Raw genomic sequence first — 24,313 nt, 5'->3', positions numbered from 1 at the left:
GAAACTCCTCCTTGTTATGATTATTATACCAAAATTGCCTTAAAAAAAACTCAACTCTCTCTTCTTTTAAGATAGAAAGTTGAGTTTTTGTTTACATTTCGAACGAATTAAGCTTTGCCATATTGAGCTACAACAGCTTCGACCGCTGCTTTCTCACGCTTAATCAAGTCAACACGCGCTGCGATTTCCTTGATTCCCATACCGATATTACGGCTAAGAGCTAGGTCAGAGAGTTGTGGTTCAAAGAATTCCTTGTACTCTGCCAAGCGTTTCTCAGTCTTAAATACATGGGCAGGTAGGATGACAAAGCTGTCAAAGCTCATATCTCCACCGAGGGCCGCCTTGATCCAATCCCAGTTTTCACGCGCCCATACCCAAACAGTTTCTTGAGTCGCTTGGTGTCCGAGGAATTGGAGGTACCATGAAGAAAGGTCTTGTGGTTTCACCACAAATTTGTCCTTCCATGAACGAATCAAGGTTTGGATATTGTCAGCATCTGTACTGTATGCAAGAGCTCCTGCCAACTGACGTTTGAAGACAGCATCTGTGGCATGAGTGTAGAGGTCCAGATAAGTTGCGACCAAGTCCTTGGTCTCATTGTGTTTCATTTCATTGATGAGAACTTGAGCACGGATGGCTGCTGGAAGTCCTGCAAGGTTCTCCTTGTGAGCTGCGAAGATTTGGCTAGCAACTTGACTAGCTTCTGCATCATTGGAGCGAATCATCATGGAAATGGTCAACTGACGAACCAATTCATCCTCATCTGACTCCCCGTCTTTTGCTTCAAAGCCAAGACGGTCATAGTTGTGACGAGCCAATTTAGCAACCAGTGCTTTGAAGGCTGTTTCAGCATCTGTTCCTTCATCGATAAAGCGCTCAAGGGCAGAAATCACTTGAGAAACAGCTGAAACCACAAGGTAAGACTCTTCCTTAGCAAGTTTATCAAGGACTGGGAGCAAGTCCGCATAAGAAATGTGTCCTGCTTCAGCAAGCAGACGACGTTCTTGAACGATTTGCAGTTTGCTTGTATTATCAAGTGTCTCTAGCTCAGCAAGAACAGCATCTAACAAGTCTGCTTGATAGTCTGTAATGTAGTGGGCTGTATTTTCAGTATTGAGACGAAGGGCTCCTTTGTTTTCAGCAAGAAGAGCTGCGTAGCCAGGAATTTCGATACTTTCAGTTTCAAGTGTGTCTGGCAATCCTTTCCAGTTGCTGTTGAGTGGCACAACCCAGAGGCGGTTCTTGTCTTCGTGCTCACCGATAAAGAATTGTTTTTGCGAAATCTTCAAGACGTCATTTTCAACTTTGACAGTAAGTACTGGGTAACCAGGTTGTTCCAACCAAGAATCCATGAAGGCTGCAACGTCACGGCCTGATGCTTGTCCTAGAGCATTCCAAAGGTCACGACCGATGGTATTGCTGTACTGGTGCTTTTCAAAGTAAGCATGCAAGCCTTTAGCAAAATCCGCATCACCGAGCCAACGGCGAAGCATGTGCATGAGACGGCTTCCTTTGGCATAAACGATAGCGCCATCAAAGAGCGTATTGATTTCATCTGGGTGTTTGACTTCGACATGGACAGACTGAACGCCATCCGTCGCATCGCGTTTAAGCGCAGCTGGAACACCACCTGTTTGGAAGTCCTCAAAGATATTCCAACTTGGCTCGATGGCATCCACACAGACGTATTCCATCATGTTGGCGAAGCTTTCATTGAGCCAAAGGTCATCCCACCATTTCATAGTCACGAGGTTACCAAACCATTGGTGGGCAAGCTCGTGGGCGATAACAAGGGCAACTTGCTGACGGCTGGCAAAGGTAGAGTTCTCATCCACAACCAAGTAAACTTCACGGTAGGTCACAAGACCCCAGTTTTCCATAGCACCAGCTGAGAAGTCAGGAAGGGCGATATGAAGCGATTGAGGAATTGGGTACTTAACTCCGTAGTAATCTTCGTAGAACTCAATTGAGCGAACGGCGATGTCCAGTGAGAAATCAAGGTTAGATAGTGGGTGAGCTTTCGTTGAGTAGACACCTACGAGGGTACCGTTTTTAGTTTTAGCTGTTACCCCCTGTAAATCACCAGCAACAAAGGCCAACAAGTAAGAAGACATGCGAGGTGTTGTCTCAAACTTCCAGATACCCGTTTCCTTACGGTTTTCCACATCAATCTCTGGCATGTTTGACAAGGCCACTTCACCTTCTGCCTGGTCAAAACGAAGAGCGAGGTCAAAAGTCGCTTTTGCTTCTGGCTCATCCACACATGGGAAGGCTTCACGAGCAAAATGACTCTCGAACTGAGTAGACAAGACTTCCTTCTTCACTCCATCAACAGTGTAGTAAGATGGGTAAATCCCTGTCATGTTGTCTGTGATTTTTCCTGAAAAATCGATGACTATTTCAACTTGACCTGCTTCAGCAAGTTCGATATGAAGGGCTTCATTTTCAGGATCAACTGTATATGGACGAGCTTGACCTGCAACTTCAACAGAAGCGATTTCCAGATCTTTTTGGTGAAGGGAAATACGGTCACTTTTCGTTTGACCAGTGATGGTCACCTTCCCAGAAAACGTCTTGGTCTCACGACTCAAGTCTAAAAATAAATCATAATGTTCAGGAACAAATCGCGTAATAAAATGTTCAACTGCTTGCATAGTTTTCTCCTATTCTAAGTTTAAGAGTTTTACTCTTCTTCAAACAAACTTATTATATCATGTTTTGCTTAAGAAAAAAGGATTGGACGGCGATTTCCAAAACTTTCTTTTTTCTAGCAGTCTACAGAGGGTAGACCTTGCGAAACTCTTCTAATACAACCTTACTATCAGGTGTAAAAGTCAGCCCTGCCTCTCTCAACCACTCGGCGAAACAGTCCTCATGAACCTGACGCCAATAGGCTAGGGATTTGTCACCTTCCCCTTCCTTAAAGGCATGGTCAGCAGAAACTTGATTGAAAGGCTGAACAGAAACCTTGGTAATTTCGACAATGCAGACAGCCTGATTTTGACTGTCTAATATGATATCAAAGGTCCCTTCTTGCGGTAGAGGTTCGCCTTCTAATGCGTAGAGATCGTAGGCTGAGGCTGTTGCTGTCTTTTCGCCTCTTAGAACCAAGTCTGCCAAGAGATCGGCATCTACTCCAAAAGCCCAGGCATCTATCTCATCGCCAATAGAGGGGTTGATTTGCTTGTATTGATTCCACATTTCTTGCGGTGTCATGGGTTGCTCCTTTGTAATTTTTTACTTTCTTCTTTTACACGTTTGAGGTGGTCTGGATGGTTAATTTCTAAATCAAAAATCTCTGGAATAGAACTGTAGTGGATAATGCACTTGATACCCAACTGATTCATTTTTTGTATGAAAGAATCATTCAGATAGCCTGCTACAGCAAAGTCAATCTTTTTCATCCTTGCTTTATCCTGCATCTGTCTCAGCATATCTAACATTATTGGATTTTCCATATCATGCCATTGACTATTTCGCACAGTCGCAAATATAAAGGAGGTCAAATCGTTCATTCCAACCACAATCTTTGAAATACCAGTTTCCAGTTTCCAGTATCCTGTCTAAGTCAAAATAAGTTGACGGCAATTCAATCATCGTACCGACTTTCCCAGTAAAACCATGCTGACGCAACACTTTGATAGCTTGCTTTAACTGGTCGGCATCATTGACAAAAGGAAAAATAACAGACAGATTGGGATTGGTTTGATAAACATCTGTAACGACATTTGCCTCAGCCTGAAATTCATCCGGACACGCCAGTAAACGCCTAGTCCCTCTATAACCAAACAAAGGATGACCTTCGTCAAAAAACTCTTTAGTCCCCTCTAAACAATTGGCCTCTGTATTCGTTAATTCAGAAAAACGATACCAGACCTCTTCATCTGAGTACAAGGAGCAAATTGAGCTTAGATAATCTTTTGCAAATTGCTGACAACTAGGTAATAGTATGTTTTGATTGAGCTCTCTCAACAAATATTCCCCACGAATCATTCCAATGTGGTGCAATAACTGAGGATAAACTTTTTCAACAATTTTTTCGCCACTAAGAGCTAGTTGATTTTGCATGTTTTACCTTCCAATTTCTATAGCTTGTCAGTTCTAATTCTGGAAATCCTCGCAACTCTGCCTTTACCTTCAATACTAAGGGTGAGGCATTTTCTTGGGTCATCTGCTCAATAGGGACCCAAACTGCATTGGCTGCATCATTGCTTCCATCAAGAATCTCCTGAGGAAGGGATTTTTGAGAACCTTCGAAATCGAGGACTATATCATAGAAGGCCATGATATGATGTACTGCGAAGTCTTGCCCTTCTTCTTGAACCAGCACATCATACATCCTAGGATTTGAATAACAGCTAAGCGTATAGCCTGTCTCCTCCAGAACCTCTCTCTTGAGGGTTTCTGTCAGCCCCTCACCTGGTTCTTGACTACCACCCGGTAAATCAAAACGATGCTGATAAGGTCCTCTCGTTTTCTCAATGCAAAGCAATTTCCCGTCTTGAAGACAGATTCCATATACACCAAAGTGATTTTTGATTTCCATATTCTATTCTTTCTTAATCTCCAAGATTGTTATCTCACCTTATCCCTTAAAAGGAAAGAGGCTATAGATTTCATACTCTTTGATATACTTCTTCAGTATCTCCATATTCTCTTCGATTTTTGCCTGGATATCAGTCTCTTCACAAGTTGACTCAGCAATAAAGAGGTTAATTTTCAACAAATCTGTCAAATATAACAGACGACGTTCCATTTCTGATTCAGGACTTGAAGCTTGCTCGATTTTTGCAAGCTTTTGCTCCAAGCTATCACCATTCAAAAATCTCTGATGAACTCTCCTTCTTATTTTTCTAGTTGATTTCTCCCCAGAATCTAGTGGACTTAAAAGGAGATTTTGATAGATGGATACCTGATTTTCCGTCTGCTTTTCCATATAGGCCAACAAGACTATCGAACTCTCAACAAAGGTCCAACTATTATAATCTCCTTCAAAGGGAATTTGTAGCAAAATATCTAACAACTTTTTAGCTAGTTCTTTTTGACCATATAGATAGAGTAAATAAGCAAGGTGATTAAGAGACTCAAGATAGGAACAGTTGGTCTTCTTGTACTTTTTTAATATTTTTTCTACATAGGGTTTTAAATCAGAATGATTTTCCACTAGCTCAAATACTTCTATCAGCTTCATCTTAACTCCTTTGTGTCTTTTCCCTAGTCAAATATCTAGTAGTTAAAGCTTTTCTAATCAGCTAATCTAACTCTGCTCGACTAAACAAGTCTATCATAGACTCAGAATCATCGCAAAACTCCTTAAAACCTAGAGCAAATGTTGCTAAGGCATCAATATTGGAAGAATAGGCACAAAACATACTTCCTTCTGGATCAAAGTCAATAGATTCGCTTAATTCAGGCATTTTTTCCTCTAAAAATATCAAAGCAAGAGATGCCCAATCGTATCCATTTCCTTCGAATCCCTCATCTTCCCGAGTGTCGAATACTTCCTGTCTGTATTCTCCATCAGGATAATAAATGAGCGACCCTCGAACACTTTGTGTCTCTTCATCATGGACTAAAAATTTAAAAGGTGAAATTTTTTTATTTACCATTTTGTAATCTATCATTTCTTGACTCCTTACTGTATTCGCTTATGTTTAATAGAACTATGCAAATCCAGCTTAGTTACTGGGCAAAGGGAATAAAAGTATCATGTTGATTATAATAAATTAAGGCATCGACCAAGTATTCAGGGCTTGCATCTGGCTTTTCATCCAATGCACTAGAAGGACATCTATCAGATGCTCACCATAATATACCAGATTAAGATTTCTCTCTACTACTTCCACAGGGTAGACATCTTTATCATCAACTACAACTGGATAATCCGACACCAAAATAAAGGCTATCGAGAGCCAAATTCCCTTCATCATTGCCATAGAGGCAAAAGTCATCTTGAGTACATTGTTCTAACTTAACTTGCTCTAAAATATCTGCTAGTGAAAAGAATTGGTGTTTACGCATGATTGCTCCTTTTATTTCTACTCACCTTCCACAAAACTAGTCAGAAAAGCCTCAAATGAAAGCCATTGACCAAAAATCTCAGCTCTTTCTTCTAAAACATAGTAGTAAACCTTGCCATAATCTTCTTCCCTTAGAGACAGAGCATAGTTTCCAGACCCAGGATCATAGGCAAAATGAAGGAGGTCTTTAGCCTGAAATCCAGCAGGAACAACCTCATCGTCAAACCAGTTGAGGGCCTTCTCCATCTCCTCTAATGAATAAAAAGCATTGAAAGGAAAGAGATGTTTGTCATCATGAACACCAGACACACAAGATTGACCACCATTGTACTTGAGATAAAAGTTTAACATGGCTTCCGGCAATTTCTTTCCAAGCTTCTCCTCAAATTGTAAAAGTTCTTCTCTTGTAATTGGCTCATTCGCATCTGTTACTCTCAGCATAATTATCCCTCCGGTTTTTACAATCTTTCTTCTAAGACCTTGTCAATAAAGTCATAGACAGTTGCAGCAACTTTTTGCATTTCTAAAGAGCCCAAAGCACCCAAATCATTTTCATAAATGCAATCATCAGCATTTTTCTTGATAAAGTAGGCCAAATCTCCCTCTTGACCAATCATAAAGAAGTCTGGTTCATCTACTTCTATCTGATAGGTCTCATTACGCTCTAAGAGATCCTCCTTAGCATATAAACAGATACCTGAGTCACCAATCTCATAAGGATCCACTTCGTCCCATTCCAATAAAAACTGATGGTAGAAACTTGGAAACTCAAATCCAAATATATCTTGTTCCATCTTTAACCTCCAATAGTGAACAATGCAAACTGTACCAAAGCATCACTTCAAACTCCAGCCACCATCCACTGTCAGGATTTGTCCTTGCATGGCAGATGCCTGACCGCTAGCCAAGAAAAGGCTAACTTGAGCAATCTCACTCGGTTCAATCCAACGCTTGATAGGCGTTTCACTAGCTACCCAGTCTGCCAATCCACCTGGTTCAAAGTCTGCAGCAGTCATACCTGTCTTGACCGCTCCTGGAGCGATACCAAAGACCTGAATCCCAGCTTCTGCATAGTCTAGAGCCAACTGCTTGGTGAAGCCAGCCAAGGCATGTTTGGAAGAAGTATAAGCGTGTCCACCTCCGCCAGCCAGACTCGAAGCAATCGAACACATATTGATAATGATTCCTTTTTTATTTTCCAGCATTTGTGTCAAATAATGTCGAGTTAGCTCAACAGGAGTTATGTAGTTGATTTCAAAAATCTCTTGAATTTCCTGAGCTGCTTGCTCCAAAAGTGGTTTGTAATCATCTAATACTCCTGCAGTATTACACAAAATATCAACATGAGGACACCAGTCAAAAACAGGATCTAAATCAAGAGTTAAATCTCTCTGTAAAAAGTGGAAATCACCGTCTAAGATTGGCTTTTCGACTTGATCCACACCGTAAACTTGATAGCCATTCTCTAAAAAGAGTCGAGCTTGAGCCAGTCCGATCCCTGAACTTACACCTGTAATGAGTACACATTTAGTCATTCACTTCTACCCAATCTGTCGCCAAAACATCACAAGGTGTCGGGCTCCACATGGAAAAACCTTCTCCCTCCCCAGACACGTTGATTAGGAAATAGGGCGTCACTTCAAGTGCAATACCGTTTTGCTCGATAGTGTCAAAGAGTTGGACATAGTTTTCAGCCCCTCCCCAGCCAGTTCGTACATATTTTTTCTTGGCCTTTAACCCAGGCAGGATTTCTTCAAATGTCATGATGTTCTCCTTTAATTCTATATTCTTCATTTAATTATAACAAAAAACCGTTTTCCAACGGCTTTTTGACTGTGATTTATTTAAATCTGCTTCTACTTACGGCAAATTATTCCCTGCTGCAAGATAAATTTCATACCATTCTTTTCTTGTTAAGCTAAAGTTTGCCGCTTGGCTAACTTCTCTCAAATGCTTAGGATTTGTTGTACCTACGACTGCCTGCATTTTTGCTGGATAACGCAATATCCAAGAAATGGCAATAGTTGAAGGGGTTACTCCATATTTAAAAGCTAGACGATCAAGTACTTGATTCAAAGCTTGAAATTTCTCATTACCAACAAAGTTCCCTTTAAAATACCCGAATTGTAAGACAGACCATGCTTGAATGACCACATCGTGTAATTTGCAATATTCAAAAACGCTGCCATCTCGCATAGTTGCTTGACTATCTTCCATATTAACATGAAAACCTGATTCGAATCCTGGAGTAAAAGCCGCACTCAATTGTAGCTGATTAACAGCTAACGGCTGCTTGACATCTTTTTTAAGCAACTCCATCATCATAGGATTTTGATTAGAAACTCCAAAATCTCGGACCTTACCTTGTTTATAAAGAAGATCAAAGGCTTCTGCTACTTGGTCAGATTCCATCAAAGCATCTGGTCGATGAAGAAGCAAGCTATCTAGATGATCAATCTTCAATCTTTGCAAAATTCCGTCAACTGATTTTATAATATAGTCCTTAGAAAAATCAAAATAGGTAAATTCTTCAATGCGAATGCCACATTTGGACTGAATCCACATCTTTTCTCTTAAATCTGGACGATTTTTTAGGACAATACCTAACAGTTCTTCACAACGACCACGACCATAAATATCAGCCAAGTCAAAAGCATTGATTCCAACAGAAAGTGCTGTTTCTACAAGCTCTTCAACTTCTTTTACAGACTTATCTTTTATTCTCATCATTCCGAGAACAATTTCTGATAATTCTTTGTCATCTTGACCAAGAGTTATGTATCTCATCAAATTTTTCTCCTTTAATTCTACATTCTTCATTTAATTATAACAAAAAACCGTTTTCCAACGGCTTTTTGACTGTATATCTACTAAATTCTTCCTACCACTGCAATCCGGCTTCTCTAATTTCTTTCTTAGAAGCAAATTTCCCATTTGGTCTGTGCCATCTTCCGTTTTTATCTCTAAAGTAGCCACCTGAATTTGTTGATTGCGAGTTTGATTCCTGGCTTTCTTCCTGTTCTTGTGCGGCTTGGCGAGCTTTTTCCTGTTCTTCTTCTTTTGCTTTCTTTTCGGCTGCTTCTTTTTCTTCAGCCTCTTTCTTGGCTTTTTCCTCAGCTTCCTTCTTAGCTTTCTCCTCAGCTTCTTTCTTAGCTTTTTCTTCTTTGTTTTCGACTGTATTTTTGGCCGTACCATCTAAGTAATTGATTTCCGCATTAGCTGAAACATTGTCTAAAACGACATGCGTCACCGAATACTGATCAACCTTTTCCTTACTACCACCCAACTTGATTTCCAAGAGTTTACCATTTTCATCTATTCCCACATACTGCAATTCAATCTGTCTCGGAATCAGTTCATCTTTTTGATAGATTGGGGTCACCTTATAATCAAGATAGTAGTTTGGGTGATTGGCCAACCAAGAGTCCAATCGATTTTCATAATAAAGCATACTTTCTTGATTTGTATTATCTGTACCATAATATGTACCAGCATTGAGCCAGTTAGTCATCGGAACCAAGTTTTTCTTTTCATCGTTCAATCCGCTAAACTGGTAACCAATTAAGTGGCCTCGATTCATCAACCAAGCCTTTTTAGAGCCATCTCCATAATAAAAATTATAGTTGTGCCAACCAACCGGGTTATAACTTATCTTAGGCTCTCTCTTCTCAGTTGGCTCATCGCTGTCCTTAAGTTGAATATGAGCACCCGTTGCGCGTGATTTAGAATCCAATTCCCCAAGTTCTAGTTGCTTCTCATTTTTAAAAGGCAAGAGTCCGGCTTCTTTAAACAACTTCTCATCAAACTTGATTTGCTTCTGTTCAATTTTTTCTTCTGGGACCTTTGATTCCGCCTTATGTCCAGAACAAGCAACTAGTGTTGTGATCGAAAGCAAGGCGATTGAGAAGGATAGTAGCTTTTTCATAAAAGTCTCCTTTGTTTTCATATAGTAATTAGATTAACATCTTCTCTTACATTTTACTATCATTTTGTTAATTGTTCAAGAATAAAGAGACTGTTATTATACTATTATTCCTCCAATGCCCAAAACAAAACGATAACCACTTTTCAGTAGTTACCGTTGATTTCTTTTGATTAGTCTTTCCCACCAAGTTTGCTATTAATAGTCATCATGATACTGGCAATTTTCTCTCCCCAGTATGGGTCAGAAGCATAGCGTACATTCATACCAGAAGCCTTGTTTCCAAGATGGTCTCGTCCATAGTCAATGTAGTTCTCACGAATCCACTTAGCCGCGCCGAGGATCCCCTTATCCACATCATCAAATTTTTTGGCCGAGGTATATGGGCTCGAATCATAAGCTGCAATTCCAAAGAAGTTATTCTTATCCTTGGCAATCTGGCTCCGACCCCAAGCACTCTCGAGTGCACTATGCGCCATCAAGTAAAGAGCATTTACACCATAGCGTTTCTCAGCTTCCTTAAAAATAGCACCCTTACCAGCGAGACGACTATCCCGAATATTCATCAAAGAATAAACTTTATCCAATTCAGCTGCGCTGTAATTACTTGGTTTAGTCAAATTTCTAAAGAGGAAGGGATTTTCAATGGTAAAGCCATCAAAATGAATTCCATCAGTTGAATAATATTTCTTACCAATAGTCATAGCTGAGCTATGTGGCGCAACACGGAGACTTACATAAGGTGATAACTCATGGTAAAAATACTTGCCATCACTTGTATAATGAGGGACAAATTCACTATCTTTATCAATAGCTACTAAATCACTTTTATTCATGAAGCCGGATAAACCAGAAATATTGACTGGTATTTGACTATCTTTTTTAGATTGGACATCTCCAAGTGAGACGATAGTTCCTTTGGATACATAACTCAATCTTTCACCAGAAGCGCTATAAACATAAGCAGTAATCGGTTTCACTTTGTAATATTTTGCCTCTGAGATCCACTTCCCATTATTCTGGAAGGAATACTCTTTACCTTTGATCGTAAAAGTACCTGTTACATATCGACCATCATCTTTTAGATAGTACCAAGCATTGTAATCTTTGTCAAAAATCCATTCATTCTTGGCCATATAGCCACCAGATTTAAGGTAGTATGAACCAATCCATTCACGGGAAGCATAGGCCCCACCTGATTTCAAGTAGAACCAGCTATTGTAGGATTTATCAAAAATCCACTCTTTTTCCGCCATAGCGCCACTATCTTTCAGATAGTAGTCACTTTTCCACTGGCTACTTGCCATCACACCATCGCTATTGAAATAGTACCATGTTCCTTTGATTTTCTCCCATTTGTTGCGAGAAATTTTTCCTGAAGCTGTGGCATAGTACCACTTATCAGATATTTTCACCCAATCATTTTCTGCCATGGCACCACTACCTTGGAAGAGATAGTCATTATAGATGGTGCGACTAAGCATGACACCATCTTTATCAAAGTAATACCAAGAACCTTCAATCTTTTCCCACTTATTGCGAGAAATCTTGCCTGAAGCTGTTGCATAGTACCACTTGTCAGATATTTTCACCCAATCATTTTCTGCCATGGCACCACTGCCTTGGAAGAGATAGTCATTGTAGATAGTACGGCTAAGCATGACACCATCTTGATCAAAGTAATACCAGCTGCCTTCAATCTTTTCCCACTTATTGCGAGAAATCTTGCCTGAAGCTGTGGCATAGTACCATTGGTCAGATATTTTCACCCAAGCGTTTTCTGCCATTGCGCCATTACCTTTGATAAGGTAACCATCAATTATAGTATTACTGAGCATAATGCCATTTTTATCAAAGTAATACCAAGTACCACTAATTTTTTTCCAGTTTACGACAGGCTGGTTATTTTCATAAAAACGCCAGTTTCCTTGTTCTTTCTGCCAACCTTCCTTGATAACTTCCTCCTTTTTTTCTTTTTTGGAAGGATTTTCCTCTTTTACAGCTGGCTCTTTCTTCGCCTCGACTTTAGGAACTTCTTTCTTGGGAACAGTTTCTTCTTTTTTCTCGACTACATCTGTGGTCTGAGTTTTTTTCGTAACCTGAGATTCTTCAGCATGTACAGATGTCTTTGCAAATCCTGCCATAGAAAGAACAACAGTACTTGCAAGTAGTATCTTCTTCATTTTATTCTCCTCAGTAGAAAACTATCTACACTATTACTATTCTATAAAACCTATTGTAACATAGTTAACTAACGGAAATATTACAAATTGATGAAGATTCTATGTCTTGTTGGCGATAAGAAAGGTCTAGCCTATCTAAGGCTAGCTTTGACTTCCTGACGGAGAGCTTCCAAACTGCTAATGCCATATTTGTCCATGACTTTTGGTAGATTTTCGATGATATCAGGACAGGCATATGGATTGGTAAAGTTAGCTGTTCCAACACCAATAGCAGAGGCACCAGCCAGATACATTTCTAAAGCAGCTTCAGCCGAATCCACTCCCCCCATCCCTATGATGGGAAGGTCTGTTGTTTGGGCGACTTGGCGGATGAGTTTGAGGGCTACTGGAAAAACTGCAGGACCAGACATCCCACCCGTTCCATTGGCTAGGATTGGTTTTCTAGTTTTGAGGTCAAATCGCATACCGACAAGGGTATTGATCATGGTTAAGCCACTTGCTCCTGCATCTTCTGCTGCTTTGGAGATGGTGACAACATCCGTCACACTAGGAGTTAACTTGACATAGACTGGCACATCAGAGGCTTCCACAGCCGCTTTTACCACTTCATAAGCTAGATCAGGGTCTTGCCCAATCAAAAGTCCATGATTGCCGTGATCTACATTCGGGCAGGAGATATTGAGCTCAATAGCTTTTACATTTGCAGCCTTGGAAATTCCTCGAGAAACAGCAGCGTACTCTTGTTTTGAGAAGCCAGCTACATTAGCGATGATAGGAAGTGTTGGGTATTCTCTTTCCAGCCAAGGTAGTTTTTCAGCTAAAACAGCTTCTAAACCAGGATTTTGCAAGCCGATTGCATTGAGCATACCAGCAGGTGTTTCTGCCACCCTAGGAGTTGGATTACCAAAACGGGGTTCAAGTGTCGTTGCCTTGATCATAATGGAGCCTAAAAGGTCTAAATCATAGTACTTGGCATACTCCTGACCAAAACCAAAACAGCCTGATGCTGGAATGATGGGATTTTTCAAATCCAAGCCAGGCAGAGAAACTTGTAAACGATTTCTAGTCATGACTTTCTCCTTATAATACAACTGTTCCTGTGCGGAAAACAGGGCCATCTTCACAGACACGTTGGCTGACGGTTTCACTATCTGGCACCTTTAGGACACAGGCATAGCAAGCTCCCATCCCACAAGCCATACGAGATTCTAGAGATAAATAGGCTCTTGGGTGGTCATAAAATCTTTGATTGATATACTTCATCATTCCTGGCGCCCCACATGAGTAAACGGCATCAAACCGATTTTCTAAATCATTGATGACGACGGACACATTTCCCTTGATGCCATAAGAACCATCATCTGTCGTTACAAAAACCTGACCATATTGGGCCAATTCTGTTTCGAGAATAACAGCATCCTTGTTGGCAAAACCGAGGACTGTCACTACTTTCACCCCACGCGCCTGCAATTCCTTAGCCACCTCAAGCAAGGGTGGAACACCAATCCCACCACCAACGAGGAGAATTTGGCTCTGATTGTCTAAATCAGACAAGTCAAAACCATTTCCCTGAGGCCCCATCACATCAAGAGTATCTCCCTGACTTAAGGTTGAAAAAATAGCTGTCCCAGCCCCCTCAATCCGATAAATAAGATGACACTGCTTGTTTGCCTTGTCAATAGACGAAATTGAAATAGGACGGCGCAAGAGATGGGCATCATCAGGCACACGCAGATGAAGAAATTGGCCGGCTCGCATGGCTTCAACCATCTCCCCTTCTAGGACTAATTCAAAGATTGCTGGCGCAATTTCCTCCTGAGCAACCACCTTCATGGTTTCCAAACGAATGGCACCTAAACGCTTCTTACATGTGGGATTCATGATTTTCCTCCTTAAATTTAAGGCGACCAGATAAAGAAAAGACCTTGCTATAGCAAGGCCTCAGTCAAGATAGGACAAAGCTCATGCGTACACTTAAAAAGTCCCCACAGGAGAGCCCCTATCCCTTTTATCTGACACCTTGTGAGTCTCTCTGGACTCCCCTTAAAGGTTAAATTTGTATTAGTATACTCTTTCAAAGAAAAAAAGTCAAGTAGAAAACGAACATTCTACTTGACTTTACTGGATTATTTTTCACGAATGACTTCGACCTTGTAACCGTCAGGATCCTTGACAAAGTAATAGTTTGGTGGGGTTCCTGGTAGGCCTTTGGGCTCTGTAACCTCATAGCCTTTGGCGCTATGTTCTTGATGGAGTGCCTCAAGATCAGGTGTACTAAGGGCGATATGGGCAAAACCATCTCCTACCACGTAAGGGCCGTGATCGTAGTTATAGGTCAATTCCAACTCGTAGTCATCACCATCAAGTCCTAGATAGACAATGGTGAAGGCATAATCTGGAAAATCCTTGCGACGCAATTCTTTAAAACCAAAAGCGTCTTGATAGAATGCGATTGATTTTTCAAGGTTTTCTACTCGCAAGCAAGTGTGTAGCATTTTTGAAGCCATAGCTTTCTCCTTTATTTCTAAAAAGACTGGGACAATCCTGTTCCAGTCTTAAAAGTAATTATTTACCAAGTTTTGCTTTAGCTGCATCTGCAAGAGCTGTGAAAGCTGCTGCATCGTTAACAGCCAAGTCAGCAAGCATTTTACGGTTAACTTCGATTTCAGCTAATTTCAAACCATGCATCAATTGTGAGTATGAAAGTCCGTTCAAACGAGCTGCCGCATTGATACGAGTGATCCACAATTTACGGAAGTCACGTTTTTTCTGACGACGGTCACGGTATGCATAGTAGTAAGAGTTCATTACTTGTTCTTTTGCAGTACGGAACAAGATGTGTTTAGCTCCATAGTAACCTTTTGCTAATTTAAGAATACGTTTACGACGTTTGCGTGATACAACGCCACCTTTAACACGTGCCATGTTTTATTTCCTCCAAATATTTCCTAGAATTGTTTACTTACTGTTAGGCTATTATTTCAAGCGAGTAAGCATTGCTTTGATACGTTTGAAATCTCCTGAATGCACCATAGATGCTTTACGAAGATGACGACGTTGTTTCTTAGTTTTTCCGTGGAAACGGTGAGAAGTGTAAGCACGGAAACGTTTAAGTCCACCAGAACCTGTACGTTTGAAACGTTTAGCTGATGCGCGGTGTGTTTTTTGTTTTGGCATGATTTTTTCTCCTTTATTTAACTTTCTGACAATTATTTTTTGTCAGTTGCTGGCGCCAACTGCATGAACATTTGGCGTCCATCCATCTTAGCTCGTTGTTCGATGATCGCAATATCTTGTGTTGCTTCAGCAAACTCGGCTAAAACTTTTGCACCAATCTCTTTATGGGTAATCATACGACCCTTAAAGCGGATAGATACCTTAACTTTATTTCCTTTTTCAAGGAATTTACGTGCATTGCGAAGTTTTGTGTCAAAGTCACCCTTGTCAATAGTTGGACTTAGACGAACTTCTTTCACAGTAACAACACTTTGTTTTTTACGTTGTTCTTTTTGCTTTTTCTGGTACTCAAATTTGAACTTACCGTAGTCCATAATTTTAGCAACAGGCGGTTTTGCTTGGGGTTGAATCAATACTAAATCAACATTTGCACTATCAGCCAATGCTTGCGCTTCGCTGAGTGGCTTGATGCCTAGCTGTTCTCCCTCAAGACCGATCAAGCGAACTTCACGTACACGAATTTCATCATTGATGAATAAGTCTTGCTTTGCTATGGTTTTCACCTCTTTTTTATTATTAGAGAAAAACAAGAGCGGACTCGTAATAATACAAGCCCGCACGTTATGATAGCGTTTCTTAGAAACTTTTCATCCGTAGGGCCAGGCAACTTAATGTCACAAGGCGAGAAGCTCTCACTTCTGCTTTTCTCAACTTTTATATGATACCAAGTTTTCTATCCCTTGTCAAGATAAAAAGTCAATTTTTCGAAAAGTTTGTCTATTTTATCGAACCGTTTCAATTCGCCAACTATTCCATCCTTTAAAGCGAATAGCTCCGTTCTGGTCAGTTCGGTAAATCTTACTCTTGATGGTTTCTAGTCGAGTCAAGGTTTCCTGATGGGGGAGTTTCGCACGATTGTTTTTTCCAACTGAGATGAGAGAAATCTCTGGGTTGAGTTTTTCTAGGAAAGCTGGATTTGATGAGGTTTTAGCACCATGTTGGCCAGCTTTCAAGACATCCACCTCTAAGTCAGGATATTGCTTTAGAAGATCCTTCTCTCCCTTCTCTTTCAAGTTTCCACTGAAGAGAAAGTGCTTATCCAGAAGTTTTCCATAAAGAAGGAGAGAATCATCATAACTTCCATCTCCAATCTTCCTTGGAGATAGGACTTCTAAGTAACTGCCAAAAATTGGTAAGTTCTCCCCTGCTGTCACACTGCGCACCTTGGTTTGAGTCGCTTGTAGTTCCGCTACAAATTCCTTTTGTGTCAGATTTCCTTTTGATACTAAAATTTCCCCGACATGGAAAGCCTTGGTCATCTCCAGCAAATCTCCAACATTTTCTTTATCTGTGTTGGTCAGAATTAAGTGGTCAATTTTGGATACTCCGCGACTTTTAAGATAAGGAATCAAGGTTCTCTGGGCATTGCTAGTCGTTGCCTTTTCTTGCCATCTTTCTATTTTCTTATCAGATTCTGCCTTGCCCCCCACATCTATAAGCATAGTTTTACCAGTTACATCCCGTAGGAAAATACTTTCCCCTTGCCCAACATCTAGCATGGTGATTTCATTTTCCAGTGGATGCTTGGTCAGGAAAAAGAGCCCTATAATAAAGAGACTTAATCCTGCTAAGCTTTTGATGTTTTTCCTAAAATCATACAGTAAGGCTAATAAAATTAAAAGTAAAATCAAAAACCATGCATTGGGTTGTCCAAAGACCAAGGGCCTACTTGCCAGCTGCGATACCAAGCGAATGATGTCCTCCAACCACTCAAAAATAAAGTTAAACTGAGTGACTGGGTAAACGAAGGACAGAATGAATAAGATGGACAAAAGCGGCAAGAAGACCACATCAAACAGAAAGGAAAAGACAAAGGTTAAGAGAATTGACCAAGGTTGAAATTCTGCAAAATAGAAGGATAGAATAGGCAATATTCCCAAGGAAATGACCAGACTTTCTCTAGCAACAGCCTTGAGCCCCTCTCCTTCTTTGCTAGTCATGGTCAAGATAAAGGCGTAAGCGCAGGACAAGACTCCTCCTGCTGTCAGGAAAAAGTTGGGCATAATGATAAAGAGGACAAGGACCGTTAAGGCAAAATTATCCAAGCCCTTAACACCATGTTGGGCCAGTAACTTTTGCAAGAGACTGCGAATGACCGAGGCTGAAAATCCTGTCAGACCTGCATAAATAAGGGAAAAAGGATAAGTCAGCCACTTCAACTTTTCTTGAGTCAAGCCCAATCGCAAAAGGAGCTTCTTAAACCCATCCATAAAAAATCCTACCTGCATACCTGACAAGGCAAAAAGGTGGATAATTCCTAGACTAGAATAGAGCTCATTCATCTCCTCGAAGTCCGTATCCAGATGTCCTAGCAACAGCCCTGTCATGTAATTGCGCATAGGATCTGGAAAGTGCTTCTTGATCCAAACAACAGCCTTTCGACGTAAACTGGACAGATTTTCTCCTATATCCCAACTGCTAACTTTTTTAAGTGACTGGATGCTCTTGATAGTCAGTGTCTGGTAAATCCCTTGAGTTTTCAGATAGGTTTGGTAGTTAAATCCACCAAAATTTCTCTGTCCTTCTGGCTCCGAAAGCTTCCCTTCTAGTTCCAAGTCATGAAGGGCTGTTAAGACTTGAAATTGCTCTTTCTCTTCTTCGGACTGAAGTTTATAGTAAACTTGGAAGGTACGGCCGTCAGCCTTGCCACGAAAGGTTAGACTATCCCCATTGACTTTGATGGTATCTGGTAAAATCCTCACCTTTTCAACATAACCAACCAAGTCTTGACTCGCTTGTGTCTGTTGCCAAGTTTGAAACAGAAACCAAAATCCAAAAACTCCACAAATAGCTAGAACTTTTCCAGTCGATTTCCAAGGAAACTGGATAAAGAGACAAACTAGCAGAAAAACGAAACCTAAAAGCGCAAGATAGGATGCTGAGAAAATGGCATAGTAAAGCCAAAGCAACAAAAAGCTCAGATAGATTAGGGGGATAGGGAAACTCTTAGTCCACTGTAACATAGTCTTTTAACTTTTCTATGGTCTTTGCGCCAATGCCAGAGACTTTCTTGAGCTCATCTACCGACTTGAATTTGCCATTTGCCTCACGATGGTCGATAATATCTTGGGCTCGTTTTCCTCCCAAGCCTTTGACCTGCTTGAGTTCTTCCAGACTAGCTTTATTGAGGTTGAGCTTCTTTTCTTTACTTGTCGAAGGAGTCGTTCCAGAGGCAGCCTGTTGACTAACTGCTTCTTCTCCCTTAGTCGGGACGTAGACTAGAGCCTCGTCACTAACTTTCTGAGCTAGATTGAGCGACTTGCTATCTGCTTCCTCTGTCAAGCCACCAGCTTTCTGAACGGCATCATGAATCCGACTCCCTACTGGCAAATCATAAATCCCTGGCGATTTAACAGCACCCTTGACATCTACTGTGATCAGATCTTGTTCAGGAGATTCATCCTTTTCCTCCTTTTTCACTTCTTTTTCAGACGATGAATCCTTTGAAACAGCTGCAACTTCAGCCTGCAAATTTGTTTCTGTGACGGGTTTTTGTGTAGATGGCTTTAGCAGGAGAAATCCGCCCAGGGCCAAACCCAAACAAGCACAGATGACAATGATTTTATACTCTTTTATTTTCTCGATAATTGCTTCCATATTTTCTCCTCTCTTAAGTTATTCGTAAGAGGAAGAAAAAACAGTCGAAAATTTCTTTTCAACTGCTTATTTATTTGCAAAATAGTCTTCCTTAGTCAAGACATAATGAACTCTTGTGACGATTCGACCTTTTTCATGTTGATCCATACAAGCATATGGTTCTTCATGGGAAAAGAGCATGCCTGATTTCTGCATGACCTTGCCAGATGCAGGATTTTCCTTATCGTGAAGAGCGATCAACTTATTCATTCCGATCTTCTCAAAAGCTAGCTCAATCACGGCTCGATTGGCTTCCGTCATCAATCCTTGATTCCAATAGTCTTTATTGATAATATAGCCGATAGCGCCCTTCTTAAGGACAGTATCAATCTTGTGCAGGTCAATGGTACCGATAAACTGACCATTACTTTTTAGTTCGATCCCCCACCGTCCCAAGGGATTGGCCAAGTAGAACTGCGCAATATTGTTCTTAGTTTCCTCCAAGCTTTGATTGGTTGGAAAAGTGTAGCGCGTATTTTCTCTGTCTGAGGCATAGTCAAACATAGCTTCTGCATCGTCCATGGTTACAGGTCGGAGCAACAAACGCTCCGTTTCTATAGACGGATACTGGGAAAATTTCACAAATATTGATTCCATACTTTTTCCTCCATTAAAGCTTGATTCTCACTAGTCTAGCACAAATACATTTTGATAACAAGTTTTTCTTGATTTTTGAAGCGGTTTCATATACAATAAAACCATCACATTTTTGATTTATGAAACGGAATGTGACAACTAAAACAATCCCATCAATTGAAAGGTAGGTTATCTCTATGTTAATCGGAATTCCAAAAGAAATTAAGAATAATGAAAACCGTGTTGCCCTCACACCTGCTGGTGTCCATAGCTTAGTTGGTCGTGGTCATCGCGTCCTTATTGAAACAAATGCTGGTCTCGGTTCTGGCTTTACTGATGCTGATTATCAAAAGCAAGGAGCTGAAATTGTCGCTACTGCTGCTGAAGCCTGGGCTGCCGAATTAGTCGTGAAAGTAAAAGAACCACTAGCTTCTGAATACGGTTATTTGCGCGACGATCTTCTCCTCTTCACCTACTTGCACATGGCCGCTGCGCCAGAATTAGCAGATGCCATGCTAGCAGCCAAAACAACAGGAATTGCCTATGAAACTGTTCGTGATAATCAAGGACAACTACCGCTCCTTGTTCCTATGAGTGAGGTTGCAGGTCGTATGGCTGTTCAAATCGGAGCTCACTTCCTTACTAAGCAAGCTGGTGGTTCTGGTGTCCTACTAGGTGGTGTGCCGGGTGTTCCAAAAGGAAAAGTAACCATCATCGGTGGTGGGGTCGTCGGGACACATGCTGCCCGCATCGCCCTTGGACTTGGTGCCCAAGTGACTATTTTAGATATCAGTGCCAAACGACTCTCAGTCTTAGAGGAAGTCTTCGGAAACCAAATCCAAACTCTTATGTCTAATTCATTCAACATTGAAGCAAGTGTGAGAGATGCTGATGTGGTTATTGGAGCAGTTCTAATCCCTGGTGCCAAGGCACCGAAATTGGTGACAGATGAGATGGTCAAACAAATGCGTCCAGGATCTGTCATCGTTGACGTTGCCGTTGACCAAGGTGGTGTTATCGCAACAGCAGATCGTGTGACAACGCATGATGAACCCGTCTATGAAAAACATGGAGTGCTCCACTATGCTGTCGCCAACATCCCTGGTGCCGTAGCTCGTACTTCTACCATCGCCCTGACCAATGTCACCCTTCCTTACATCGAAGCATTAGCAGGAAAAGGTTTTAAGAAGGCAATCACTGAAGATCAAGGCTTACGTGAAGGAGTTACAACTTATCAAGGTTACTTGACTAGCCTCCCAGTTGCCCAAGGCCTCGATAAAGATCACACGTCTATCGACGAACTTGTTTAAAGCTAGACACTCATAAAAAAGCAAAAAGAGCAGTTCACATCTGAACTGCTTTTTTTGCTATTCTGTTTCTTCGTTCTTCTCTTCATTTTTAACTGGAGCTGGTTCATAGGCTCGGATAATTTGAGCGACAACTGGATGGCGAACCACATCCTTAGCTGAAAAATGAACAAAGTCAATTTGATGAATGTTCTTGAGCTTTTCTTGAGCATCAATCAAACCTGACTTGACGTTACGTGGTAGGTCAATTTGGCTGATATCTCCATTGACAATCATCTTAGAATTAAAGCCTAAACGCGTCAGAAACATCTTCATCTGCATGATGGTCGTATTTTGCGCCTCATCGAGAATGACAAAGGCATCATCCAAGGTCCGTCCACGCATATAGGCAAGGGGCGCAATCTCAATGATTTCACGCTCCATGAGACGGGTGGTCTGGTCTTTTCCTAAAATCTGATACAAGGCATCGTAAACAGGTCGAAGGTAAGGGTCCACCTTTTCCTTGAGATCACCCGGAAGAAATCCAAGACTCTCTCCTGCTTCAACGGCTGGACGAGTTAGGATAATTCGCTTGACCTGCCCGCGTTTAAGGGCTGTCACTGCTAAGGTCACTGCAAGAAAGGTCTTCCCAGTCCCTGCAGGTCCGATTCCAAAGGTCACATCATGCTGTTTGACACTGTCCACATAAAGTTTTTGACCCAAAGTTTTGACACGGATAGGTTTCCCTGTATTGTCCTTGATGATTTCTTCTTCGTAAAGGGCGACAAACTTGTCTATTTCATCGTTTTTGACCATGCTAATAGCCGTCACCACATCTGGCGTGCCAACGGTCATTCCACGATTCACCAAAACCATCAAGGCTTGGATAACCTGACGGGCTTCCTCACATGCAGTTTCTTCTCCCAAAACCTGCACAATCTCCGTACGAGCATGAATCACCACATTGAGCTCTTCTTCCATCAAACGAAGATGGCGTTCATTAGAACCAAAAAGATGAAACAGGTCATCTGGATGACTCAGTTGAATGTCTATTGAATGTTCCTGCAAATAAAGAACCTCTCTAATCCATTTATTTCTTTTTATTATAGCAAAGAGAACAATAAAATACTAGCCTCATCTCATTGTCTCTAGTGTTCTAAGTATTCTTGCCAGATGGCGTCAAAGTCTCCTAGGTTGAAAGAGAAGCTAGCATGTTCCTCCAAAAAGCGACTCACCTCATCAAAATCATCCGTGTGTTTTGGAAAAGTCGACTCCTCAAAAGCGAGAGCTGCCAAAATGGCTTTAGGGCTATTACTTTTAGGATTGCGCTCAGTCATGAGCCAAGTGTAAAATGATTTTCTCAATTCTTTCTCCTATCAAGACTTTTTTGATGAAACTTTTCTGATTCTTGAAAATTACTGGACTTAGCCTTTGACACATAGTGGTTTATAAAATATGTTTTAGCAGCTGTGTAAGCATCACGATTGTGTTCAAATTTTTTCCACAAATCCAGTTTTAATTCCTGATACGCTTGGGCGATATCTGGATGCTGACAGAGATAATCTCTAAAATAAATCTCGTCATGATCTCCCATCAGTCGCAAATGTAGATGAAAAACTTTTTCGGCAAAGCCCTGCTCTGTATAGCCTTTATTTAGCGAAATCCTGTTAGGACTCTCCGACATCACTAGCCAACCATTCTTCACCAATAAATCCCTAACTCTTGCTAAATCCTCTATTTTGCCTACTTCTAATAGAATATCAACGATGTTCTTGGCCCAAATATTAGGAATAGCAGTGCTACCGATATGTTCTATTCTTTTAATAACATTTGCACCCAATATTTTTTTCAGATTTGCTTTTTCCGATTCATACCAGTCTTTCCACTCTGACTTGTGCTCTACTAGAAAAATAGGAAAAAGTTGCCAGAGTTCCTCTAAACTCATTTCTTCAAGTTTCTTTATCATTTCTATAAGGCCTAAATCAACTCTGTCCCAAACTGGTCCTGCTTAATTTTGCCAGCCTTCATCAAGCCACCGAGTGCTTTCTTGAACTGACCTTTAGAGATACCAAAGGTTGCATTGATGTCCTCAGGAGATGACTTATCATTTAAGGTCATGAAACCTCCATTGCTTTCCAAGTAGGTCAAAATCATCTGGGCATCATTCTCCAACATTTCAAAAGAACGTGGTTTAAGGGAGAGGTTCAGAGTGCGGTCAACCTCTCGGAAACCAATGACACGCGCTTCTAATACTTGTCCCAAACGTGGCTCTGCGTAACGTTCACTTGGGTGAATGAAACCAAGCATGTTATTCTCTGGGAGATAGACAAAGGTCCCTGACAGCTTGAGGCGGTAAACAATGGCTGGCCAGTTTTGGTTTTGCATGTTGTTGTAGGCAGGACGAGCCAGACGTTGGAAGTCTTCCTGATAAGCCAAGAGTCCCCAGATGCGGTCTTTCTTGTCCACTTCAAGACGGATGTAGAGTTGGTCACCTTTCTTAGGCCATAGTTCTTTAAGCTCTGGAAGAATATCTAGCGACACTACGATCTCCTTATCAGGTAGACCGGTATCCACAAAGACACCCAAGTCCTTACGAACTTCCGTTACAGTTCCCCAGCCAAATTGGTCCTGAGTGGCAGTCACTTCTAAAGTAGTCAAGCGGAGTTTTTGCTTCATATCTGTATAGGCAAAACCTTTGACCGTATCCCCTACTGTGTGTTGACCTTCTTCCTTGGCAAGCGCATAGGTTTGACCATCCTTTTGCACAAAGTAAAAACGGTCATTTTCATCGATGATGAGTCCAACGATAAAACTTGCAAGCTTTTTATTCATATTTCCTTCTTTCGAATAAAACTCAGCCAGCAATGCCAACTGAGTTTTTCTGTTTATTTTTAGACTTCCAAAAGTTCTTTTTCTTTGTTGGCAGTCATATCGTCGATGTGTTTAACAGCATCGTCTGTTACTTTTTGAATATCTTTTTCAAGAGTCTTCAATTCGTCTTCAGTGATTTCTTTTGCTTTTTCTTGTTTTTTAGCTTCGTCCATAGCGTCGCGACGGATGTTACGGATAGCTACTTTAGCATTTTCACCGACCTTCTTCACTTCTTTGGCAAGGTCACGACGAGTTTCTTCTGTAAGAGCAGGAATAACCAAGCGAATCACAGAACCATCGTTAGCTGGTGTGATACCAAGATCAGAAGCATTCAAGGCGCGCTCGATGTCTTTCAATGAAGACTTGTCAAATGGTGTTACCAACAAGACACGCGCTTCTGGAATGGTAATTGAAGCGATTTGGTTAAGAGGAGTTTCGACTCCATAGTATTCTACGTGGATACGGTCTAGTAAGCTTGCGTTGGCACGACCGGCGCGGATACCACCAAATTCACGAGCAAGTGATTGGTGAGACTGGGTCATTCTCTCTTTTGCTTTTTCTACAATTGCATTAGCCATAATT

28 protein-coding genes, 1 pseudogene and 1 other annotated feature are annotated in these 24,313 nt (G+C 41.1%); of the genes and pseudogenes, 1 reads left to right on the top strand and 28 read right to left on the bottom strand.

Annotated features, from left to right (window positions below; translation table 11 throughout):
* Window positions 1-107 precede the first annotated feature (107 nt).
* The 23 genes and pseudogenes from K1I53_RS00650 to K1I53_RS00540 all read right to left on the bottom strand — a co-directional run bounded on the left by K1I53_RS00650 (window position 108) and on the right by K1I53_RS00540 (window position 19,595).
* On the bottom strand, window positions 108-2,654 hold the full coding sequence (locus K1I53_RS00650; RefSeq protein WP_223327527.1) for a M1 family metallopeptidase: 2,547 nt from the start codon (window positions 2,652-2,654) through the stop codon (window positions 108-110).
* A gap of 121 nt (window positions 2,655-2,775) precedes the next feature.
* Window positions 2,776-3,216 (bottom strand): ASCH domain-containing protein, encoded by a 441-nt coding sequence (locus K1I53_RS00645; protein ID WP_223327526.1) that lies wholly within the window; start codon window positions 3,214-3,216, stop codon window positions 2,776-2,778.
* A pseudogene (locus K1I53_RS00640) lies at window positions 3,158-4,068 on the bottom strand (putative PEP-binding protein). Before K1I53_RS00640 ends, K1I53_RS00645 begins: the two are co-directional and overlap by 59 nt.
* Complete coding sequence (locus K1I53_RS00635; protein ID WP_084946202.1) at window positions 4,046-4,546, bottom strand: NUDIX hydrolase; 501 nt, start codon at window positions 4,544-4,546, stop codon at window positions 4,046-4,048. Before K1I53_RS00635 ends, K1I53_RS00640 begins: the two are co-directional and overlap by 23 nt.
* A gap of 39 nt (window positions 4,547-4,585) precedes the next feature.
* Window positions 4,586-5,191 carry a DUF6707 family protein gene (locus K1I53_RS00630; protein ID WP_084946203.1) on the bottom strand — a complete coding sequence of 202 codons (606 nt, stop codon included), beginning with the start codon at window positions 5,189-5,191 and terminating at the stop codon, window positions 4,586-4,588.
* Between the two features lie 61 nt (window positions 5,192-5,252).
* The gene (locus K1I53_RS00625; RefSeq protein WP_000568346.1) at window positions 5,253-5,624 is read right to left on the bottom strand and encodes an Imm51 family immunity protein; all 372 of its coding nucleotides are present in this window, start codon (window positions 5,622-5,624) and stop codon (window positions 5,253-5,255) included.
* 241 nt (window positions 5,625-5,865) lie between these two features.
* Window positions 5,866-6,021, bottom strand: coding sequence for a hypothetical protein (locus K1I53_RS00620; RefSeq protein ID WP_002876153.1), 156 nt, complete (start codon window positions 6,019-6,021; stop codon window positions 5,866-5,868).
* Window positions 6,022-6,038: 17 nt separating this feature from the next.
* Window positions 6,039-6,461, bottom strand: a complete 423-nt coding sequence (locus K1I53_RS00615) for an SMI1/KNR4 family protein (protein ID WP_223327525.1) — start codon at window positions 6,459-6,461, stop codon at window positions 6,039-6,041.
* 17 nt (window positions 6,462-6,478) lie between these two features.
* Window positions 6,479-6,814, bottom strand: coding sequence for a hypothetical protein (locus K1I53_RS00610; RefSeq protein WP_000434269.1), 336 nt, complete (start codon window positions 6,812-6,814; stop codon window positions 6,479-6,481).
* A gap of 42 nt (window positions 6,815-6,856) precedes the next feature.
* Window positions 6,857-7,555, bottom strand: a complete 699-nt coding sequence (locus tag K1I53_RS00605) for a 3-oxoacyl-ACP reductase (RefSeq protein WP_223327524.1) — start codon at window positions 7,553-7,555, stop codon at window positions 6,857-6,859.
* A complete protein-coding gene (locus tag K1I53_RS00600; protein ID WP_317628090.1) occupies window positions 7,548-7,784 on the bottom strand; it encodes a DUF2829 domain-containing protein in 237 nt (78 codons plus the stop codon). Before K1I53_RS00600 ends, K1I53_RS00605 begins: the two co-directional genes overlap by 8 nt.
* A 96-nt stretch (window positions 7,785-7,880) precedes the next feature.
* Window positions 7,881-8,807 carry an aldo/keto reductase gene (locus K1I53_RS00595; protein WP_001269449.1) on the bottom strand — a complete coding sequence of 309 codons (927 nt, stop codon included), beginning with the start codon at window positions 8,805-8,807 and terminating at the stop codon, window positions 7,881-7,883.
* A 94-nt stretch (window positions 8,808-8,901) separates the two neighbouring features.
* Window positions 8,902-9,945 (bottom strand): DNA/RNA non-specific endonuclease, encoded by a 1,044-nt coding sequence (locus tag K1I53_RS00590; RefSeq protein WP_223327522.1) that lies wholly within the window; start codon window positions 9,943-9,945, stop codon window positions 8,902-8,904.
* Between the two features lie 170 nt (window positions 9,946-10,115).
* Window positions 10,116-12,125, bottom strand: coding sequence for a glucosaminidase domain-containing protein (locus K1I53_RS00585; RefSeq protein ID WP_223327521.1), 2,010 nt, complete (start codon window positions 12,123-12,125; stop codon window positions 10,116-10,118).
* A 131-nt stretch (window positions 12,126-12,256) separates the two neighbouring features.
* The gene (locus K1I53_RS00580) at window positions 12,257-13,243 is read right to left on the bottom strand and encodes a dihydroorotate dehydrogenase (RefSeq protein WP_223327520.1); all 987 of its coding nucleotides are present in this window, start codon (window positions 13,241-13,243) and stop codon (window positions 12,257-12,259) included.
* Window positions 13,206-14,006 (bottom strand): dihydroorotate dehydrogenase electron transfer subunit, encoded by an 801-nt coding sequence (locus tag K1I53_RS00575; protein WP_223327519.1) that lies wholly within the window; start codon window positions 14,004-14,006, stop codon window positions 13,206-13,208. The genes K1I53_RS00580 and K1I53_RS00575 overlap by 38 nt, the downstream gene beginning before the upstream one ends.
* 245 nt (window positions 14,007-14,251) lie before the next feature.
* Window positions 14,252-14,632, bottom strand: coding sequence for a lactoylglutathione lyase (gene gloA / locus K1I53_RS00570; protein WP_061416641.1), 381 nt, complete (start codon window positions 14,630-14,632; stop codon window positions 14,252-14,254).
* A 58-nt stretch (window positions 14,633-14,690) separates the two neighbouring features.
* A complete protein-coding gene (gene rplT, locus K1I53_RS00565) occupies window positions 14,691-15,050 on the bottom strand; it encodes a 50S ribosomal protein L20 (protein WP_000124830.1) in 360 nt (119 codons plus the stop codon).
* Between the two features lie 51 nt (window positions 15,051-15,101).
* Window positions 15,102-15,302: a 50S ribosomal protein L35 gene (gene rpmI / locus K1I53_RS00560; protein WP_001125942.1), complete on the bottom strand. Its 201-nt coding sequence runs from the start codon at window positions 15,300-15,302 to the stop codon at window positions 15,102-15,104.
* A gap of 32 nt (window positions 15,303-15,334) precedes the next feature.
* On the bottom strand, window positions 15,335-15,865 hold the full coding sequence (gene infC, locus K1I53_RS00555; protein ID WP_000848184.1) for a translation initiation factor IF-3: 531 nt from the start codon (window positions 15,863-15,865) through the stop codon (window positions 15,335-15,337).
* A 15-nt stretch (window positions 15,866-15,880) separates the two neighbouring features.
* Window positions 15,881-16,012: a sequence feature (ribosomal protein L20 leader region), on the bottom strand.
* Window positions 16,013-16,084: 72 nt separating this feature from the next.
* On the bottom strand, window positions 16,085-18,325 hold the full coding sequence (locus tag K1I53_RS00550) for a DNA internalization-related competence protein ComEC/Rec2 (RefSeq protein WP_223327518.1): 2,241 nt from the start codon (window positions 18,323-18,325) through the stop codon (window positions 16,085-16,087).
* Window positions 18,309-18,959: a helix-hairpin-helix domain-containing protein gene (locus tag K1I53_RS00545; RefSeq protein WP_223327517.1), complete on the bottom strand. Its 651-nt coding sequence runs from the start codon at window positions 18,957-18,959 to the stop codon at window positions 18,309-18,311. The genes K1I53_RS00550 and K1I53_RS00545 overlap by 17 nt, the downstream gene beginning before the upstream one ends.
* 66 nt (window positions 18,960-19,025) lie before the next feature.
* Entirely contained in the window at window positions 19,026-19,595 is a 570-nt protein-coding gene (locus K1I53_RS00540; protein WP_223327516.1) for a GNAT family N-acetyltransferase, read from the bottom strand.
* A gap of 176 nt (window positions 19,596-19,771) precedes the next feature.
* Here K1I53_RS00540 and ald point away from each other — a divergent pair, with 176 nt between their 5' ends.
* Window positions 19,772-20,884 carry an alanine dehydrogenase gene (ald, locus tag K1I53_RS00535; protein WP_223327515.1) on the top strand — a complete coding sequence of 371 codons (1,113 nt, stop codon included), beginning with the start codon at window positions 19,772-19,774 and terminating at the stop codon, window positions 20,882-20,884.
* A gap of 57 nt (window positions 20,885-20,941) precedes the next feature.
* On the opposite strand, the gene K1I53_RS00530 is transcribed toward ald, so the two are convergent.
* The 5 genes from K1I53_RS00530 to frr all read right to left on the bottom strand — a co-directional run bounded on the left by K1I53_RS00530 (window position 20,942) and on the right by frr (window position 24,309).
* Window positions 20,942-21,928 (bottom strand): PhoH family protein, encoded by a 987-nt coding sequence (locus tag K1I53_RS00530; RefSeq protein WP_223327514.1) that lies wholly within the window; start codon window positions 21,926-21,928, stop codon window positions 20,942-20,944.
* Window positions 21,929-22,008: 80 nt separating this feature from the next.
* Window positions 22,009-22,224 carry a YozE family protein gene (locus tag K1I53_RS00525; protein WP_223327513.1) on the bottom strand — a complete coding sequence of 72 codons (216 nt, stop codon included), beginning with the start codon at window positions 22,222-22,224 and terminating at the stop codon, window positions 22,009-22,011.
* Window positions 22,221-22,826, bottom strand: a complete 606-nt coding sequence (locus tag K1I53_RS00520; protein ID WP_223327512.1) for a GrpB family protein — start codon at window positions 22,824-22,826, stop codon at window positions 22,221-22,223. The genes K1I53_RS00525 and K1I53_RS00520 overlap by 4 nt, the downstream gene beginning before the upstream one ends.
* A gap of 11 nt (window positions 22,827-22,837) precedes the next feature.
* Window positions 22,838-23,692, bottom strand: coding sequence for an RNA-binding virulence regulatory protein CvfB (gene cvfB, locus K1I53_RS00515; RefSeq protein WP_223327511.1), 855 nt, complete (start codon window positions 23,690-23,692; stop codon window positions 22,838-22,840).
* A gap of 59 nt (window positions 23,693-23,751) precedes the next feature.
* The gene (gene frr / locus K1I53_RS00510; protein ID WP_001262234.1) at window positions 23,752-24,309 is read right to left on the bottom strand and encodes a ribosome recycling factor; all 558 of its coding nucleotides are present in this window, start codon (window positions 24,307-24,309) and stop codon (window positions 23,752-23,754) included.
* Window positions 24,310-24,313: the final 4 nt, after the last annotated feature.

Origin of the sequence: Streptococcus oralis (assembly GCF_019929365.1) — a bacterium.
Classification (GTDB): Bacteria; Bacillota; Bacilli; order Lactobacillales; family Streptococcaceae; genus Streptococcus; species Streptococcus oralis_BT.
The sequence above is the reverse complement of the archived record's forward strand: the minus strand, read 5'-3'. Positions and strand labels throughout refer to the sequence as shown.

Excerpts from the sequence above, each read along its gene's own strand:
- K1I53_RS00545 (WP_223327517.1), bottom strand. The coding sequence starts at position 18,959 with ATGGAAGCAATTATCGAGAAAATAAAAGAGTATAAAATCATTGTCATC.
- K1I53_RS00520 (WP_223327512.1), bottom strand. The coding sequence starts at position 22,826 with ATGATAAAGAAACTTGAAGAAATGAGTTTAGAGGAACTCTGGCAACTT.
- K1I53_RS00590 (WP_223327522.1), bottom strand. The coding sequence starts at position 9,945 with ATGAAAAAGCTACTATCCTTCTCAATCGCCTTGCTTTCGATCACAACA.
- K1I53_RS00630 (WP_084946203.1), bottom strand. The coding sequence starts at position 5,191 with ATGAAGCTGATAGAAGTATTTGAGCTAGTGGAAAATCATTCTGATTTA.
- K1I53_RS00625 (WP_000568346.1), bottom strand. The coding sequence starts at position 5,624 with ATGATAGATTACAAAATGGTAAATAAAAAAATTTCACCTTTTAAATTT.
- K1I53_RS00605 (WP_223327524.1), bottom strand. The coding sequence starts at position 7,555 with ATGACTAAATGTGTACTCATTACAGGTGTAAGTTCAGGGATCGGACTG.
- K1I53_RS00620 (WP_002876153.1), bottom strand. The coding sequence starts at position 6,021 with ATGCGTAAACACCAATTCTTTTCACTAGCAGATATTTTAGAGCAAGTT.
- K1I53_RS00595 (WP_001269449.1), bottom strand. The coding sequence starts at position 8,807 with ATGAGATACATAACTCTTGGTCAAGATGACAAAGAATTATCAGAAATT.
- K1I53_RS00645 (WP_223327526.1), bottom strand. The coding sequence starts at position 3,216 with ATGACACCGCAAGAAATGTGGAATCAATACAAGCAAATCAACCCCTCT.
- K1I53_RS00600 (WP_317628090.1), bottom strand. The coding sequence starts at position 7,784 with ATGACATTTGAAGAAATCCTGCCTGGGTTAAAGGCCAAGAAAAAATAT.
- K1I53_RS00550 (WP_223327518.1), bottom strand. The coding sequence starts at position 18,325 with ATGTTACAGTGGACTAAGAGTTTCCCTATCCCCCTAATCTATCTGAGC.
- ald (WP_223327515.1), top strand. The coding sequence starts at position 19,772 with ATGTTAATCGGAATTCCAAAAGAAATTAAGAATAATGAAAACCGTGTT.
- K1I53_RS00635 (WP_084946202.1), bottom strand. The coding sequence starts at position 4,546 with ATGGAAATCAAAAATCACTTTGGTGTATATGGAATCTGTCTTCAAGAC.
- K1I53_RS00540 (WP_223327516.1), bottom strand. The coding sequence starts at position 19,595 with ATGGAATCAATATTTGTGAAATTTTCCCAGTATCCGTCTATAGAAACG.
- K1I53_RS00575 (WP_223327519.1), bottom strand. The coding sequence starts at position 14,006 with ATGAATCCCACATGTAAGAAGCGTTTAGGTGCCATTCGTTTGGAAACC.
- K1I53_RS00580 (WP_223327520.1), bottom strand. The coding sequence starts at position 13,243 with ATGGCCCTGTTTTCCGCACAGGAACAGTTGTATTATAAGGAGAAAGTC.
- rpmI (WP_001125942.1), bottom strand. The coding sequence starts at position 15,302 with ATGCCAAAACAAAAAACACACCGCGCATCAGCTAAACGTTTCAAACGT.
- cvfB (WP_223327511.1), bottom strand. The coding sequence starts at position 23,692 with ATGAATAAAAAGCTTGCAAGTTTTATCGTTGGACTCATCATCGATGAA.
- K1I53_RS00650 (WP_223327527.1), bottom strand. The coding sequence starts at position 2,654 with ATGCAAGCAGTTGAACATTTTATTACGCGATTTGTTCCTGAACATTAT.
- rplT (WP_000124830.1), bottom strand. The coding sequence starts at position 15,050 with ATGGCACGTGTTAAAGGTGGCGTTGTATCACGCAAACGTCGTAAACGT.
- K1I53_RS00585 (WP_223327521.1), bottom strand. The coding sequence starts at position 12,125 with ATGAAGAAGATACTACTTGCAAGTACTGTTGTTCTTTCTATGGCAGGA.
- gloA (WP_061416641.1), bottom strand. The coding sequence starts at position 14,632 with ATGGCTTCAAAAATGCTACACACTTGCTTGCGAGTAGAAAACCTTGAA.
- K1I53_RS00610 (WP_000434269.1), bottom strand. The coding sequence starts at position 6,814 with ATGGAACAAGATATATTTGGATTTGAGTTTCCAAGTTTCTACCATCAG.
- K1I53_RS00615 (WP_223327525.1), bottom strand. The coding sequence starts at position 6,461 with ATGCTGAGAGTAACAGATGCGAATGAGCCAATTACAAGAGAAGAACTT.
- frr (WP_001262234.1), bottom strand. The coding sequence starts at position 24,309 with ATGGCTAATGCAATTGTAGAAAAAGCAAAAGAGAGAATGACCCAGTCT.